General features: G+C 53.1%; 10 protein-coding genes. 8 read left to right on the plus strand and 2 right to left on the minus strand.

Annotation, left to right across the window (positions count from 1 at the left end; genetic code table 11):
• Positions 1-225: 225 nt before the first annotated feature.
• The gene (locus tag KW846_RS28605; protein ID WP_218486308.1) at positions 226-1,107 is read right to left on the minus strand and encodes a nucleoside deaminase; all 882 of its coding nucleotides are present in this window, start codon (positions 1,105-1,107) and stop codon (positions 226-228) included.
• Between the two features lie 503 nt (positions 1,108-1,610).
• Here KW846_RS28605 and KW846_RS28610 point away from each other — a divergent pair.
• The 4 genes from KW846_RS28610 to KW846_RS28625 all read left to right on the plus strand — a co-directional run bounded on the left by KW846_RS28610 (position 1,611) and on the right by KW846_RS28625 (position 6,726).
• Positions 1,611-2,855 carry an EAL domain-containing protein gene (locus tag KW846_RS28610; protein WP_218486309.1) on the plus strand — a complete coding sequence of 415 codons (1,245 nt, stop codon included), beginning with the start codon at positions 1,611-1,613 and terminating at the stop codon, positions 2,853-2,855.
• Positions 2,856-3,238: 383 nt separating this feature from the next.
• On the plus strand, positions 3,239-3,715 hold the full coding sequence (locus tag KW846_RS28615) for a polysaccharide biosynthesis/export family protein (protein WP_256356897.1): 477 nt from the start codon (positions 3,239-3,241) through the stop codon (positions 3,713-3,715).
• Between the two features lie 63 nt (positions 3,716-3,778).
• Complete coding sequence (locus KW846_RS28620; protein WP_218486310.1) at positions 3,779-6,001, plus strand: polysaccharide biosynthesis tyrosine autokinase; 2,223 nt, start codon at positions 3,779-3,781, stop codon at positions 5,999-6,001.
• A complete protein-coding gene (locus tag KW846_RS28625; protein ID WP_218486311.1) occupies positions 6,001-6,726 on the plus strand; it encodes a tyrosine-protein phosphatase in 726 nt (241 codons plus the stop codon). Before KW846_RS28620 ends, KW846_RS28625 begins: the two co-directional genes overlap by 1 nt.
• Positions 6,727-6,775: 49 nt before the next feature.
• Here KW846_RS28625 and KW846_RS28630 read toward each other — a convergent pair whose 3' ends face one another.
• Positions 6,776-10,423, minus strand: coding sequence for a transporter substrate-binding domain-containing protein (locus KW846_RS28630; RefSeq protein ID WP_218486312.1), 3,648 nt, complete (start codon positions 10,421-10,423; stop codon positions 6,776-6,778).
• Between the two features lie 136 nt (positions 10,424-10,559).
• On the opposite strand from KW846_RS28630, the gene KW846_RS28635 reads away from it, so the two are divergent.
• The 4 genes from KW846_RS28635 (at position 10,560) to KW846_RS28650 (ending at position 15,740) form a co-directional block, all read left to right on the plus strand.
• Positions 10,560-11,189, plus strand: a complete 630-nt coding sequence (locus KW846_RS28635; RefSeq protein ID WP_218486313.1) for a response regulator transcription factor — start codon at positions 10,560-10,562, stop codon at positions 11,187-11,189.
• Between the two features lie 393 nt (positions 11,190-11,582).
• Positions 11,583-12,137, plus strand: a complete 555-nt coding sequence (locus KW846_RS28640; RefSeq protein ID WP_218486314.1) for a fimbrial protein — start codon at positions 11,583-11,585, stop codon at positions 12,135-12,137.
• Positions 12,138-12,206: 69 nt separating this feature from the next.
• Positions 12,207-12,947, plus strand: a complete 741-nt coding sequence (locus tag KW846_RS28645) for a molecular chaperone (RefSeq protein WP_218486315.1) — start codon at positions 12,207-12,209, stop codon at positions 12,945-12,947.
• Positions 12,948-13,220: 273 nt separating this feature from the next.
• Positions 13,221-15,740 carry a fimbria/pilus outer membrane usher protein gene (locus KW846_RS28650; RefSeq protein WP_218486316.1) on the plus strand — a complete coding sequence of 840 codons (2,520 nt, stop codon included), beginning with the start codon at positions 13,221-13,223 and terminating at the stop codon, positions 15,738-15,740.
• Positions 15,741-15,786: the final 46 nt, after the last annotated feature.

Here is a 15,786-nt window from a genome sequence, read left to right on the forward strand (position 1 = left end):
CATCCTTGAAGTCTTCTTCCAATTCCATATGCCATGCCAGCATTCGGGAGAGTTCCAGCAAAGCCTAGGCCTGCACCAGGCAAGCTGACAGCGATGGCGATGGCGATGGCGAGGGGGCAGATTAAAAGCCAATTCGAAGGCCTGTTAGACGAGCGTATTCAGCAAACCCACAACGTCTCCAGGCGCGAGCTTGAAAGCCTGAGCTATGGTGAAAGTAAGTTAGCACTAATTTGCCCGTGAATCGTTAAAAGTCTGGCAGACTTCCATGGCTTGCTCGTCATGTTCTTTTTTCGTAATTTTTGATAGATAGGCTCGTGCTGAATTTAGTATTTTCTCATTTTCAGGGTTTAATATCTGATATTTTGCTAATGCACGTCCAGCCGACACGAAGATCCGATGAGCTTCATCCGTAAGCAGAAAATCTGTAATGCTGTCGTTTTCCTTTTGAAATACCTCAAATGCATGATCAAGTTTATTTTTTTGAGTTAGCTGGTTAGGCGTATCTTCCTCATAAGTTCTAGGGTATTTGCTCCTCTTCAGTCTCTCACCAATACCTCCATAGGCCGGATCTCGTTGTAGGTAGATGACACGATCAACTTGAGTCATTGCGAGCATCCCCGCACACATGGCACATGGCTCTAGTGTTGTATAGACGCTATATCCTTTGATGTACTTTCCTACACCCGGGCATTTTAAGAAGCCCTGCATCAGACGAACCTCTCCATGCTGCGTGGCGTCGTCGTCCTTTCTTATGGTGTTTCTTGCCCAAAATACTGGCCTGTTTGAGTTGTCTACGAGAATCGAACCTATATTGTGGCCCCGACCGTTAACGCCTGTTTGCCAATCTCTTTCGACCATGGCCATTGCCAGAAGGGAAAAGATTTCATCTTTCTCCATCTTGGCTGTAACACTGCCCCTCCTTAATAAATCACATGACGGAATGTCGGCTCTGGTTTTTTTTTCGCCATCATATTCTGCTCGCTCCGCGTAAGCGTATTGATGAGGCCGTCCAGGTACATGAAAGAAAGATTTGCATGTTAGCGATGCTTCGGCTGTGTCGTAGGAAATTGATAGTAGGGATATCAAGAGTGCGAGGAGGCTTTTCAATTTAGTTGTCTTAATGATGATTGTTGGGACGAATAGACATCGATAGCACCTAAACTCGACTTGCTCGGCACGGCAAGCGTGCACGGTTGATCGAACAGACAACTCTTAAGGGTGCCGCAGTACCACATCGACGAAGTTTTTCAGTAAAAGATAAAAAGCCCCCAGGGCCGGGGGCATAAAGGTGCTTAACGTGGTGCAACCTGGCCAGTTTCAATCACGGTGTTTTTTTTGTCTGCAAGAAATTTCTTAAAATGTCTCCGGGGCAAGCTGCGCAGAAAAATAGATTGCTGGAGATTAAGAAATTTCTTGCATACCAAGGCGGTTCGAGCAGGTGATAATCGCACTCTTGGAGATAACAGCGGCCCGAACCTAGCTATATTTAGGGCTTAATTGGTCGTAGTGTGAAGGTATAAGCCGTGGTGTATTTTTTCTGCGCGGGTAACTTTCGCTGAGCGGGATAAGTTGGCCTTGAATAAAACTACTTAAACTATAGAGGTGTTGCGTTGCGCTCACTTAATGTGCTGGTTCTTGAAGATCACGCGTTCCAGTTAATGGCCTTACACAAGATGCTAAATGCCATTCAGGTCTTCAATGTGCTGACGGCGGACAGTGTGGAGGTCGCCCAGCAAGCACTAGCCAATCGAGGAGCGGTCGATATTGCCATTTGCGATTTGCAGATGGACGGCCAAGATGGCCTCGACATGATACGGTTTTTGGCCAAATACCGCTTGGCTCGTGCGCTAATCATCCTGAGTAGCAATGACCAAAGCATACTTGACGGTGCGGCCCATTTCGCCCGATCACAGGGGATTTTAGTGCTTGGTAGTTTGTGCAAACCCATGTCGCTTGAAGCGTTGTGCCAGTTGCTGGAGACTTATCAGAATCTTGTTGCTCAAGACGCTCAATCACTACCACTGAAGCAGATATCACAGCGGTTTTCATTGGAAGAGTTACATCAGGTTGCTCCCGGTCAGCGCATCAGTGGCGCGGGTATGTTTGAGCAATGGGTTGCCTATTACCAGCCCAAAGTGAGTCTTGAGGGGCAGCTGGCAGGTGTGGAAGCGTTGGTCCGTTGGCAACATCCTAGCCATGGGTTGATGTCACCCGGTCAATTCATGGGCGCAGTGGAGAGTGCCGGACTGATTGAACCGTTAACCTGGCGGATGCTGGAACTGGCATTGACGTTGTCCTCGCGAGTGCTGCGCGAGCGCGGTGAACGCCTGCCAGTATCGGTCAATATCCCACCGTCGATGATCGAGCGGGATGATTTTGCTCGGCAAGTATTGGCGCTGTTGGGGCGCTTCGGGCTACCTGCCAACGTGCTCACGTTGGAGATTGTCGAAAACCCGTCGTTGCAGACTACGGCTGCACACCTGGAAGGTCTATTGCGCTTACGCATGCAGGGCTGCCATCTGTCGATTGATGACTTTGGCACCGGCGCCTCGAACATTCAGCGTTTGCTGCAACTACCATTTTCCGAGTTGAAAATTCCAGCAGAGTTCGTGCGTGGCATTGGCGACGATGGACGCAAGGCCTCAGTGGTCGCCGGGGCTCTGTTTATGGCGCAAAAAATGGCCTTGAGCGTGGTGGTCGAAGGTGTGGAAACAGCGTGTGACTATCGAGCCTTGCAGAAATTGGGAGGGCCAACCGTACAAGGGTATTTCATTGCGCGCCCCATGAGTGAGGTCGACCTGTTGTGTTGGATTGAAGAGCGCACCAAACTCGGCGGCCTAGTTAAGGCTGTTTAAGCATGCGCATGGCATCAAACTCTAGTCCAAACACCCGTTCGTGCAGGTCAGGATTTTTCTTGCAGACACAAACACTGCGTACGTGGAACCTGAATACGTAATTTCCCTCGCTTGGGATTAACCATATTCTCAAGTATTCAGTGCTTCAACTTTCATTGTGAGAAACAAAGTAATGGCATTGCTTTTGCGTAGTTGGCCATGGGGTATTTGAGTGCTTCTGGTCGCTGAGAGCAATTTAGCTACCATCATCCGAGGCCTTTCAAGATGAGTGCACGATGTTACTACTCATCGGCGGTTAGTCTTTCAAGAGTGTTTAAGTTTATGAAATTGTCGATGTTTTTTATGTCCTGATCGGGCTGCTATTTTTCAAGAGCACGTTATTATTGGCTCAAGGGAACTCCCAATACAGATTGTCTTCAGGTGATGTTTTACGTATCGATGTAGTGGGTGAGCAGGACCTGAGCTTTAATGATCTTCGATTAACTGACGCGGGCAGTCTTACTTATCCCTTTATTGGAGAGATCAATGCGCAGGGCAAGACTGCAGCGCAGATCGAGAAGCTGATTGCCGACAAATTGCGTGGTGACTACCTGGTCGACCCAAGGGGGTCGGTTAGTTTGCCGCGCTACCGGCAGTTTTTTATCAGCGGCGAAGTACGCAGCCCGGGCGTTTACCCCTATCAGGCTGGGCTGACACTGAGGCGTGCTGTCGCCCTCGCGGGCGGCCTGACCAAGCGTGGCTCCGAAAGTCGAATGACCATCGGTCGAGATCAGGGCCCGGTCACGCAAACGCATAAAGGCTCGTTCGACTCACCACTTTTGCCGGGAGACGCCGTCACCATTGCTCGGGGTGTCTTTTAGCAATCACGGTAACGGCGCGTGTTTTCGTCCTCAGTATTAAAAAAATTTCAAGGTGAGATTTATATGCAAAGTAACGTTCTTTCACGCAAGCCGAATCCCTCGGGTCTTGAAATATCTGATGAGATTGATCTATTCAAGCTCTGGAAAGCCCTCTGGCGGCGTAAGTGGGCCATTGTTGGTTTTACGATGCTGCCCAGCCTGTTAGTCGGCCTTTCCCTATTGACGGTTACACCGACCTATAGGGCTGAGACAACCGTTCTGATCGAGGGTAAGCCTTCATCGGTTGGCTCTATCGAACATGTTTACAGCAGGGATACCGTAAGTAGCGAATACCTGCCCACCCAACTTGAACTCTTCAGGTCCCGGGCTTTGGCCGAACGCGTGGTTCGTCAACTGAACCTGGTCGCCCATCCCGAGTTTGTCGCGAAGGAACAGGAGGGGACATTTGCCTTTCTGAAGAAACTGCTCAGTGCGCTCGACATTCGCAAACTTGTTCCGAGCGGAGCAGCGCTTGAGCCACCGACACCTGAAGAGCTTGAGGTACTTCGGTTTGATGAAGTGACGCGGGCATTCATGACTCGCATCAAGGTTATACGCAAAGGCAACAGCACGCTGGTGAAGGTGCAGGTCGAAATGAGCGATCCGCACATGGCGGCAAAAGCTGCCAACGCCTTGGCCAAGGAATTGATCGAGAGCCAAATGGAGGCGGCTGTAGAGGTCTCTGCCGGGGCCAGCGCCTGGATGAATGGCCGGTTGGTGAGCCTACGCGAGCAACTCAAAGTCTCGGAAGAACGTCTGCAGCGTTATCGGGAGGTGGAGAATTTGGTCGATGTAGGTGGTGTGTCGACGATCAGCGCGACGGAACTGGCGCGCACCGGTGACCGGTTGATCGATGCCCGGCTCAAGTATGCGGAAGCCGAAAGCCAATATCGCCAGGTTCAGGCCAATCGTGGCAACTGGGAAAAGCTGGCAGCTGTTCCGGCAGTGCTCGGTCATCCACTGATTCAGCAACTCAAGGCAGATGAGACCAAGGCGCGGGCCAAGGTTGAGGAGCGTTCCAAGCGCTACGGAGCGCAACATCCGCAGATGGAAGCTGTGCGCGCCGAATTGTATACAGCCTCCGCCAACCTGCACGGGCAGATCGTGCAAGTGGTAGCAGGTATCGAGCGTAACTACCAGCTTGCGGTTGCCAACCAAAAGACCCTGCAAGCGTCATTCAACCGCGTTCAGTCACAGCAACAGAGCGTCTCTCGCAAGGAATTCAAATTGCGTGAGCTAAAGAGTGAGGTGGACGCCAATCGCTCGCTGTATAACGCCTTCGCCAATCGTTTGAAGGAAACTGCGGCCACTTCCGACCTGGATATCGTCAGCGTGCGTATCGTTGACCCAGCGATCGTACCGACGATGCCAGTGGGGCAACGTAAAGTCCTGGTCGTGACCCTCACCGCAATGTTGTGCCTCATCCTGGCGGCCGCATTAACACTCTTGTTCGAGGCATTGAACAACACCTTCAAAAGTGCGGATCAGGTCGAAGAGCAGTTGAACATCCCGGTACTCGGCGTTGCTCCGCGGTTGTCCACAAAGCTTGGCTGCGAGTTGTGGCAACTTTACAGTCGAGAGCTGGATCGGCGCTTCAGCGAGTCTATCCGGACAATGCGTACCGGCATCGTGCTTGGCGATCTCAAGCAACCGCACAAGGTTCTACTGGTCACGTCATCCATACCTGGCGAAGGCAAGACTACTGTGTCTACTAACCTTGCATGCGCCCTGGGGCAGATGGAGAAAGTATTGCTGATTGATGCAGACTTGCGCCGTCCCATGCTAGCGAAGCATTTTCAGTTGCCCATTGGTTCGCCGGGGCTGGCTAACTTGCTCGCCGGCACTGCTTCTCTGGACGATTGCATTCAGCAGGCTGACGGGGTGGATGTATTGGCAGCGGGCACCGTGCCACCTAACCCGCAGGAGCTGCTGGCGTCTCCCTTGTTTTCCCAGCTACTGGAACAACTGAGTGAACGCTATCAACGCATTGTTATTGATACTCCGCCATGCCTCGCCGTCAGCGATGCGCTGTTGATGTCCACACTGGCGGACTTTGTACTCTATGTCGTCAAGTCCGATGCGACCGCGGTACCTCTCGTCCACAAAGGAATTGGCCAGTTGTTACAAGGCAATGCACCGGTCAAAGGCATTGTGCTCAACCAGGTCGATGTTACGGCAGCGGGTTCCAAGGGTGGCCGTTACGACGGTTACTACGACTACTACAGCTATAGCGACAGTCCCACCTGATGATCGACCTACATAATCACATGCTCCCGGGTCTGGATGATGGCTCGATTGACCTTGAAGGCGCGCTGGATCTGGCGCGCATGGCGGTGGCAGACGGTATAAAAACAATCGTATGCACACCTCATATGCACCCCGGCCGCCACGACAACAGCGTCTCAGGAATTCAAGCCGCGTGTGCCCGAATGAAAGTTGCACTGTTTGAAGCCGACATTGCCTTGCGCATTGCCGCTGCCGCAGAAGTACGATTCGGCGACCACCTGCCGGCAGCAATTGAGTCGCAATCATTGCCCTTTATGGGAGAGTGGGAAGGTAGGAGGGTGGTCCTGCTTGAGTTTCCCCATGGACAAATCCCGTATGCCGCAGAGCATCTGATCGATTGGCTGTTGGCTCATGGCATCGTTGCGATGATCGCGCACCCTGAACGCAACAAGGCTGTGATGCGAAATCCGGCGAAGCTCAGGCCGTTTGTTGCACGAGGGTGTTTGTTGCAGGTGACCGGAGCCTCCCTGACAGGGTATTTTGGTCAGCAGGTTCAGTCAGTTGCCCGTGACTTGCTGGAGCAAGGAGTCGTGCACGTACTGGCAAGTGATGGTCACAACGTGCGGCACCGTCCTGCAGTTCTCGCTCAAGCACATCAATGCGCTGCACAGCTTATTGGAGACCGCAAGGCCTATGCCCTGGTGCATGATACTCCGTGGGAAATAGCGCAGGGGCTTTTTGCATAGTTGGGCGATAAGCAGGCTGTCTGGGCCTCCTCTCGGCGCAAGCCCGCTTCTATTGATCTGTGGTTGGCGCCTTTTCCTCCTGTAGCAGGATCAACAGGCTTTGCATGCAGCTGGCGATTGCATCTGCCGCGGCCTTCAGCGCCTCAGTACCCACATTGTCTCGGCAGGCTATTTCCATATTGGTGCAACTGATATTGAGCGCTTCATATTTCAGTATCAGTGCACTGCCCTTGATCTGATGGGCGAGCTTGGCTATTCCGTTGGTGTCACGTTGATCGAGTAACTTTTGCAGTTCAAGCAGGTTGTTCGCGGTACTGCGCTCCAACTCTGACCAGAGGGCTTGCATCGCCGTCTCGTCTGCAACAGCCAAGCGCATCAGGTGGGCGTGAAGTTGATCACCTGACAATTCGCCATCATTGAACCCATCGTTATACTCGTTGCAGAGCGCCAGCAATCTGTTGCTCAAGGTGCTCAGGCTAATGGGTTTGAACAGGCAGTCATCCATCCCGGCATCCAGGCAATTTTGCCGTTCCTCAGGTACTGCGTTGGCAGTGAAGCCCAGCAGGAGGCAGCCAGGTTCGTTTCTTTGCTGTTCCTGCTGACGTATGTTTCGTGCCAGTTCATACCCGTCCATGTTGGGCATATTGCAGTCGGTGATGATCACATCGAAGGGAGCTTCGTGCCATAGCTTCAGTGCTTCGACACCATCGCAGGCTTCGCTGACATGATGGCCCAGGTAGCTCAGTTGGCGGATAAGCAGGATACGATTGGCCATGTAGTCATCGACAATCAGGATGTTCAGCGGGCAATCGGCAGCCAGTACTTCTGGCGTCTGCTGTTGCGAGGCCAAAGCCTCGACATGGAGAGCGTTCTGAAGCGGCAGATCGATCCTGACTGTGATCAGGGTACCCACACCCTCCTGGCTGATCAGCTTGAGTGTTCCCCCCATCATTTCTACCAATGCCCGACTGATGACCAGGCCAAGACCCGAGCCGCTGTCAGACAGCTGTTGAGCGTTCTTAACCTGGGAGAAAGGCCTGAACAGGCGTTGTTGGTCGGCGACAGAAATACCAATGCCGCTGTCCTCGACCTTGACTTCCAGGCTCAAGGTTCGTTCTGTGGGATGAAGGGTCGCGCTTGCCGAAAGGTTGACCGAGCCTTGGGCGGTGAACTTGATTGCGTTGCTCAGCAGGTTGGCCAACACTTGCTTGAAGCTCGCGGGGTCGATGAGTACAGGCTGGTCGACCGAAGGGTCGATATGAGTGACCAGCTGCAGTGATTTCTGTGTTGCCGGGCCATCGAAAATACGCACGATCGACATCAGCAGGTCGCGCAGGTTTGCCGGCTGAGGGGTCAGGCTGAGTTGTCCCGCCTCAATGCGCGCGATATCAAGTATGTCGCCGATCAGATCGAGCAGCCCTTGTGCGGCTTCCGAGGCGACATCGATGGCTGCCCGGTCAAATTGGCCTTGCTCGGCGGTTTTTGACGCCATTTCCAGCATCCCAATCACCGCATTCAGAGGTGTGCGGATTTCATGGCTCATGGTGGCAAGGAAGGTCGTTTTCGCCCGGCTGGCGTTATCGGCGTCATTCTTGGCAGCGTGCAATTGTTGGATCAGGTCCTGGCGTTCACTCACATCGAGCCAACCACCAATCAGCCCTTTGACGGCACCATCGCTTGCTCGATAGGGCAGCATCCAGTGATAGATCGTGAGTGTCTCGCCACAGGGAAGTCTGAGCAGGCGATCTTCGAATCTTGGCTCGCCAGAGGCCATCACTTCAAAAAAGCTTTTATTGTATTCAGCGGCCTGGGCTGGATCGAGTAGCAGGCTTTGTTCGACGGTCGTGCCCTCGAGGGGCGCGCCGTCGCTGACGCTGAAGGTATCGAGGTAGGCTTTGTTGCACAGTAACAAGCGCGCATCGCGGTCCCTGGCATAGATCGGGTGCGGGGTGCCATTGAGTAACACTCGCTCGAACTCGAGTTTGTCGTTGAGTGCGCGCTCGGCGAGTTTGCGCTTGGACACTTCGCGCTTCAACGAAGTGATCCACACTAATATGCCCAACAATAGCAATACAGCTACAACCAGGCCTTGATAGATGGTTTCACGGTGTCGGGTCCAGTAGCTGTCTTCGACGACAACTGCGCGGCGCCACCGATTGGTGATCTCATCCATTTCCTCGGGTGAGATACTCAGCAATGATTTATTGAGTATCGACAACAGCTCGGGGGCTTCTTTGCTGACAGCGAAGGCGACCTGGCCTGCTTTGGTGCCGGTGGTCGAGGCTATCTTGAGTGCGTCCGGGTAGGTCCTGGCGATGATGTAGCGCGCACTGATCAACGAACTGAGGGTTGCATCCGCTTTTCCTTGAACGACCATGGCGAATGCTTCATTTAGATTGTTGGCTGGCACAAGCTGTACGTGCGGATATTTACGTGCAAGCAGCGACAAGTTGACGTTGCCATAGACCACGGCCAGTTTCTTGCCTGCCAGCTCTTCAAGGTTATGAGGCGCGTCAGATCTGGCGCGTGTCACAAGCACCAGCGGTGTAGCCAGGTACGGGCGACTGAAGTTGACCAGCTTTTCCCGGTCTGGGCTTTGTGTCAGCGAAGCGACAATATCGAACCTGCCGGCGTTGAGTTCGGAAATCATTTGGTTGACCGAGGATCCGCGGCCAGTTTCAAAGCGCAGGCCGGTTCTCTGGCTGATCTTCTTCAGTACATCAACTGTCAATCCCTTGGAATGACCATATTCATCGACGAAGGAGAAGGGCAAGTAGTCTTCGTTGAACAAAACTTTCAACTGGCCATGCTGTGTCAGCCATTCTTGTTCTTCAACACTGAACTTGATCGAGTTGCGCCCCGAAATACTGACACCGCCTGCTTGCCAGCGCTGGACTATGGCGATGCGTTCGCTGGAGGGAATGGCTTCAAGCGCCTGGTCAACTACGCGTTTAAGTTGCGCGTTTGAACGCAGCAGCGCAAAAGAGAAGTTGTTGGCTTCCAGCCTTGAGAAGTCAGTCATCTGAACAGTGCTCAGGTAACTTTTATTGATCAGGTAATTGGCAGTAACCGTATCGCCCAAATATACGTCAGCATCGCCGAACGCGACCGCACCGATGGCATTGAGTATGGAGGGGTAGAGCACGATCTGCGCTTGGGGATAAAAACCCTGCACGGTCGCTAAAGGCAGGTAATGGTAAAGCATCGCAATTTTTTTGCCAGCCAGACTCTCGTCAGTTGCGCCATCATCTTCAATACGCGTGATGATAGTGGGTTGGTCGAGCATGTAAGTCGCCGAGAGCATAAGCTGCGGATCCGCTGCTTCATAGGCGTTGGCCGATCCGATCAGGTCAATGTCGCGGCGCTTGAGCGCCTCAATCAGTGTGGTGCGGTCTGGAAAGCTGACTATCTCGACCCGGACCTTGAGAAGCTGCCCAAGTAGCGCGGAATAGTCGGCGGTTATACCCTCGAATTCTTTTGTATGGGTAGTGATATCGAGAGGAGGGTAGTCAGGATCGGATATGCCAATGCGCAAGGTGGCTTTTTTCGCTAACCACTGGGTGTCACTTTGGTTGAGAGAGAACTTATCAGAGTCAATAACCGAGCGACCAATAACTTTCAATACAATCGGGTTGTTGTTGGCTGAGGCATAATTGAATACGGCGCAGGAAAAAATTAATATCCAAACATACTTCATACTTTTTCCTTGCTGATGCCCGCTGCCAGACGTTTGCTTTTATAGATACTGATAAGCGCCCGTGTTAAAGCGGCTGATATCTCAATGCCTCCATGGTACACTCCCTATCACCTTATAGAAAGCAAGGGTTAGCGACGTGGCGTACAAAATTCTTGTGGTAGATGACCATCCGCTTATTAGGTTGGCGTTGCGTGCAGTGGTGATCCAGGCGGGGCATGAAGTGGTGGCTGAGGCGGAAAACGGTGTAGACGCCATCAGTCTTGTTCGCCAGCACAATCCACATATTGTCGTCCTTGATGTGACGATGCCCAAGCTCGATGGAATTGCGGTCATCGACCGGATCAAAAGGCTCGAGTTGCCAGCGAGAGTTATTATCCTTACCTCGTTAGCGTCGGAATACTACGCGCAGCGCTGTATCAAGGCGGGGGCGTCAGGATTTATAACAAAGACGGATGACTTGGGCGCTGTTTCCGAAGCTATCAAGTCGGTCATGAAAGGGGAAATTTATTACCCTGACGAAGTCAACGTTTCTACCCGTAAAAGCGACATGCTGGTGGGTGAGATGGAAATGATCGGCATGCTCTCTGATCGCGAGCTTTCGGTGTTGCAGCAGCTTTCAAGAGGCATGAGTAACAAGGCGATTGCTGAAAACCTCATGCTCAGCAGCAAGACGGTCAGCTGCTATAAAGCCCGCTTGATTGACAAGCTGGGTGTCAAGTCTGTGGTCGATCTTGCTGACCTCGCCCGGCGCAACAAGTTGATCTGACTTGGGCGCACGTCCTCACGGATGGCTGAGCTTTCGTGTTCTGACCATCCGATAAAGTCTAAAGCGCCGCGCTTTAGGCCGCGCGCAAGGCGCGACCGTGTAGATCAAGCATCTCACTCCCATGCCAATCCGTGCAGCTTAAGACTTTTCTTGCAGACGCCAGCACTGCTCTCCTAGAAACTGAACCTGTCGCTTCCAAACAGAAAACTATATGTCCTGGCTTTGGTAAAGGGAGTTGCCGATATCTTGACTTGCCATGGTTTTATGGTGAGTGATTCGCTGACGAATGCTCAAGACAAGGCTTAAAAAAGATGTTTATTTTTCTGTTTTGGGGCACGCATTAGATTGGGTGTCAAAGCATGTCTGCCGATTAATCTTATATATGGTCAATCCATGAAATTAAAAACACTGATAACTACTGCCGTCACTACTGTTTTGAGTGCTGCAATTGTTTTGCCGGCCCAAGCATCAGATGGCACCATCAGCTTCTCCGGTTCAATCACGGCTACTACCTGCACCATCACCGTCACCGGTGGCGGTGCCGCCGCTGGTGCTACTGCCACTGTAAACATGCAGGCTGGCAAAGTGGCTGATCTGGATGCCGCTGGCAAGACCGCCGGCAGCACTGACTTCAACGTCAATCTGAGCAGCTGTACGGTTGCTAATGGCCTTACTCAGGGTGTGGCGGTAAATTTCGAGTCGGGCGCTAACGTCAATGCAAACGGGCACTTGTCCAACACTGGCACTGCAACTGGTGTTGATCTAGCGATCTACCCGCGGGGCAGTACCACTGCGCTTAAGCTTGGTGACGCCCCCGTCAGCTCTACCCGAAACATAGCTGGGGGCAGCGTTTCTCTGCCTTATACCGTCAAATACCTTAGAACCGCTGGAGCGGTTGCCGCGGGCACCGTGCGTTCCAACGTAACCTACTCCATCGCCTATTTCTAAGCCATATGCCGGTGGCCCCCATGGCCCACCGGCTACCAGCTAATATTTACATATGCTAGGAGATAAGCGATGCGCCCCCTCAAGTCTTCTCGGTGGTTGCTTTCTGGATTGCCCCTGCTGGCTAGCCTTTATATTACACAGGTCCAGGCTGCCATTGTGATCAGCGGTACCCGGGTGATCTATTCCTCCGACCAGAAGGAAGTCAGTGTCAAGCTCGATAATGGCGGACAGGCTCCTCTTCTGGTTCAGTCCTGGGTTGATGATGGTGATAAGCGCAGCACGCCGGATACTTCCACGGCGCCATTCATCCTGACCCCTCCTATTGCCCGGGTCAATGCAGGTCAGGGGCAGACCCTGCGGATACGCCTGACTGCCCAGCAAATGCTGCCGCAGGATAAGGAATCATTATTCTGGTTGAACGTACTGGAAGTTCCACCTTCTGCCGAGGATGGGCAAAACAAACTCAACATAGTCTTTCGCAACCGGATCAAGCTGTTTTATCGGCCGGTCGGTTTAAAGGAAGATATGGAACAGGCTGCCGGGAAAATGCAATGGCGGCTGAAGAAAAACGTTGGCGGTTGGGCCCTCGAAGGGGCTAATGCCACGCCATATTTTCTGACATGGAGCACAATCAAAGTGGGCGACGCCAGTGCTGATTTGAACTTGGAAAACAGCATGTTCGCGCCGGGCGAGCACAAAACGTTGCCACTCAAAGGCGCCTATTCCCCATCGGGTAGCAGCCGGATTGAAGGTGGCGTAATAAATGATTATGGCGGCATCAGTAAACTTGAGTTCCCTATTTTGTTCTAGTGGAACCTCTCAATGGTTACATTTGATCCGCTAAGTATCTCACTCTTATCATTAGCCTGTTGCTTCGCGTAAACGCTCATAGTCTGCAAGTTCGAAAGTAATTCCAATTAATTTATCGAGGCATTTGTCTTTGTGCGGTTTTCTCGATGGCGTAATAAAAAGTCCTCGGGGGTGTTGATGTTAATAAGACTGAAATCCCGAGTGCGAAGTGTGCGTAACAACTACGGGCGTGGGAACACTAGCAGTGGTGCTCGATGCGTTAATGTTTTTTGTTTGAAATCGTTGGCGGTTGCGACCCTGATGGGCAGCTTTGTCCTGAGCTCCTTTGTTCGAGCGGAAGCACTCGACAGCACCGAAAGCGAATTCGCCAATTTTGACAGCAAGATGTTGATGGGTGCGAGCTCCGGTTTGCTTGATGTCGAGCGCTACAGTCGTGGAAGTCCGGTCGAAACAGGCACCTACAGTGTTGACCTGAGTATCAACGGCACGCCTGCTGGGCGCTTCGATATCGCATTTATTCCTGGCGAGACACCACACCAGGCCAAGCCCGAGCTGTCACTGGAGCTGCTGGATCAACTCGGGGTCGATACCGACAAATTACAAGCGAGCGCAGGTACTGACGCCACCTCTCAGGATCTGTTCAGCCGCGTCGCCAATGCAACCTATCGCTACGACAGTGCCGATCAGCGTCTTGAGTTAAGCGTACCGCAAGTCGCAATGCTCAACCGTCCACGTGGTTATGTCAGCCCCCAGCGTTGGGACAGGGGTGTTAACGCCGCATTCGTCAATTACAGCGCCAACGCCTACCGAAGCAGTAGTCAGAACAGTCAGGGCAGCACTGCATATGCCAATTTCCACGCTGGCCTCAATCTGGGCATCTGGCGTTTGCGCCAGCGTTCGGCGCTGAACTGGAACAACGAAACTGGCAAAGCCTACCAGGCCGTTACCAGCTACGCGCAGCGAGATATCGATTCCCTCGGCTCGGAATTAACAGTGGGTGATGTGTTCAGCGATGGCGAAATGTACGATTCGGTTGCGACGCGTGGTGTGCAGCTAGCCACTGACGATCGTATGTTGCCAGACTCGCTACGAGGCTATGCCCCCGTTGTTCGTGGCGTGGCCGCCACCAATGCGCAGGTCACAGTGCGTCAGAATGGTTTCATCATCCAGCAAACCTCCGTCGCACCCGGAGCCTTTGAAATCACCGATTTGAACCCAGCCAGCCAAAGCGGTGATCTGGAAGTCACAGTGACTGAAGCCGATGGGCAGGAAAAGCAGTTTATCGTGCCGTTCTCGTCGGTCAGTCGTTCCCTGCGCGAAGGGGCTTCACGCTACACGGCAACTGTTGGCCAGGCTCGCAACCTGTCTTACGGTAGTACGCCCACGGTTGCCCAGGTTACCTACCAGCGAGGCCTTAGCAATCTGGTGACCGGCTATGTCGGCATGTCAGCCTCCGAGGGCTATGGTGCTGCAGTACTGGGCGGTGTGTTGAACAGCGAATACGGCGCTATAGGTGCAGACATTACTGCCTCGAAAACCGAGTTGGCGAGCAAGGCCTTCGCGGGGCAATCGGCGCGGGTCACTTACAATAAAGTACTTCAAAACACAGGTACCAATTTCACGTTGGCCGCGTATCGCTATTCCACTGAAGGTTATTTCGGTGTACGCGATGCACTTAATGCTCGCGACCAGTTGCAGCAAAAAGGCGGCAACCATACGAATGCCTTTCGTCATGCTCGTAGCAGAGCTCAATTGAACGTCAGCCAACGCATTAACGATAGATCGCGCCTTTATCTCAATGCCTCGGTGCAGAATTATTGGAACAGTCCGGATAGTGACAAGCAGTTTCAGTCAGGTTATAGCCAGACGTTCAACTGGGGCTCTGCCGGTGTCAGCGCCTCGCGCACCAAGGATATGTATGGGGGCAGTTCCACCCAATACATGGTCAACTTCTCCATGCCCCTTGGCGCGGCAGGCTCTCCGAATCGCGCTCATTTGAGTACGAGTGCCACCTCCAACAGCGATGGCAGCGCCGACTTGCAAAGTACGTTGAGTGGAACCCGCGGAGAAGACCAAACCCTGGGGTATGGCATTTCAGCAAGCATGAATCGTCCCGGCAGCGGTAAGAATTCACGTACTACCGGCGCTAATGCCCAGCTCCGAACGTCGGCGGCTGACCTGAGCGCTTCGCTCAGTAAGGGTAGCGACTTCCAGCAGATCTCACTGGGGGGGAGTGGCTCGGTGGTCGTCCATCCGGCCGGTATTACCTTCGGTCAACCGCTGGGTGACACCATTGCCATCGTTCATGCCCCTGATGCGGCTGGTGCGACGTTGGACAATGCCACGGGCGTGAAACTCGATCGCAATGGCCAGGCAGTCGTGTCGTATTTGACGCCTTACCGGGTAAACACCCTAGGAATCGATCCTAAGGGTCTTTCCGATGATGTTGAATTGCAAAGCACCAGTCAGGAAGTGGTGCCGCGCAGTGGCTCGGTGGTCATGGCCCGGTTCAAGACCGTCACGGGGCGGGCATTACTGATCAATGCCCGGCAGACCGATGGAAAGCCTTTGCCTTTCGGGGCCAATGTCTATGACTCGGACGGTCGGACGGTGGGCGTGGTCGGACAGGGCGGGCAGATATTTGCCCGCCTCGGCAGCGACCAGGGCAGGTTATGGGTCAGCCCCCATGGCAAGGAGTCAAGTCGGTGCAGTATGACTTATCACCTCAAGCCGAGGGAGAAGGAGCATGCGAATGCGGAACTGGCGCGGATCGATTTGCCGTGTCGTGGATAGGGCCTAGTTTTGGGGGATTTTCCTGAAGAGTGGAGCGATCGGATTG

The sequence above is a fragment of the Pseudomonas sp. PDM32 genome (assembly GCF_019219225.1).
In the GTDB taxonomy this organism is placed as follows: Bacteria; Pseudomonadota; Gammaproteobacteria; order Pseudomonadales; family Pseudomonadaceae; genus Aquipseudomonas; species Aquipseudomonas laurylsulfatiphila.

What these genes read in the sequence shown, in the direction of transcription:
- KW846_RS28620 (WP_218486310.1), top strand. Translation starts at nt 3,779, where the DNA reads ATGCAAAGTAACGTTCTTTCACGCAAGCCGAATCCCTCGGGTCTTGAA.
- KW846_RS28625 (WP_218486311.1), top strand. Translation starts at nt 6,001, where the DNA reads ATGATCGACCTACATAATCACATGCTCCCGGGTCTGGATGATGGCTCG.
- KW846_RS28630 (WP_218486312.1), bottom strand. Translation starts at nt 10,423, where the DNA reads ATGAAGTATGTTTGGATATTAATTTTTTCCTGCGCCGTATTCAATTAT.
- KW846_RS28640 (WP_218486314.1), top strand. Translation starts at nt 11,583, where the DNA reads ATGAAATTAAAAACACTGATAACTACTGCCGTCACTACTGTTTTGAGT.
- KW846_RS28645 (WP_218486315.1), top strand. Translation starts at nt 12,207, where the DNA reads ATGCGCCCCCTCAAGTCTTCTCGGTGGTTGCTTTCTGGATTGCCCCTG.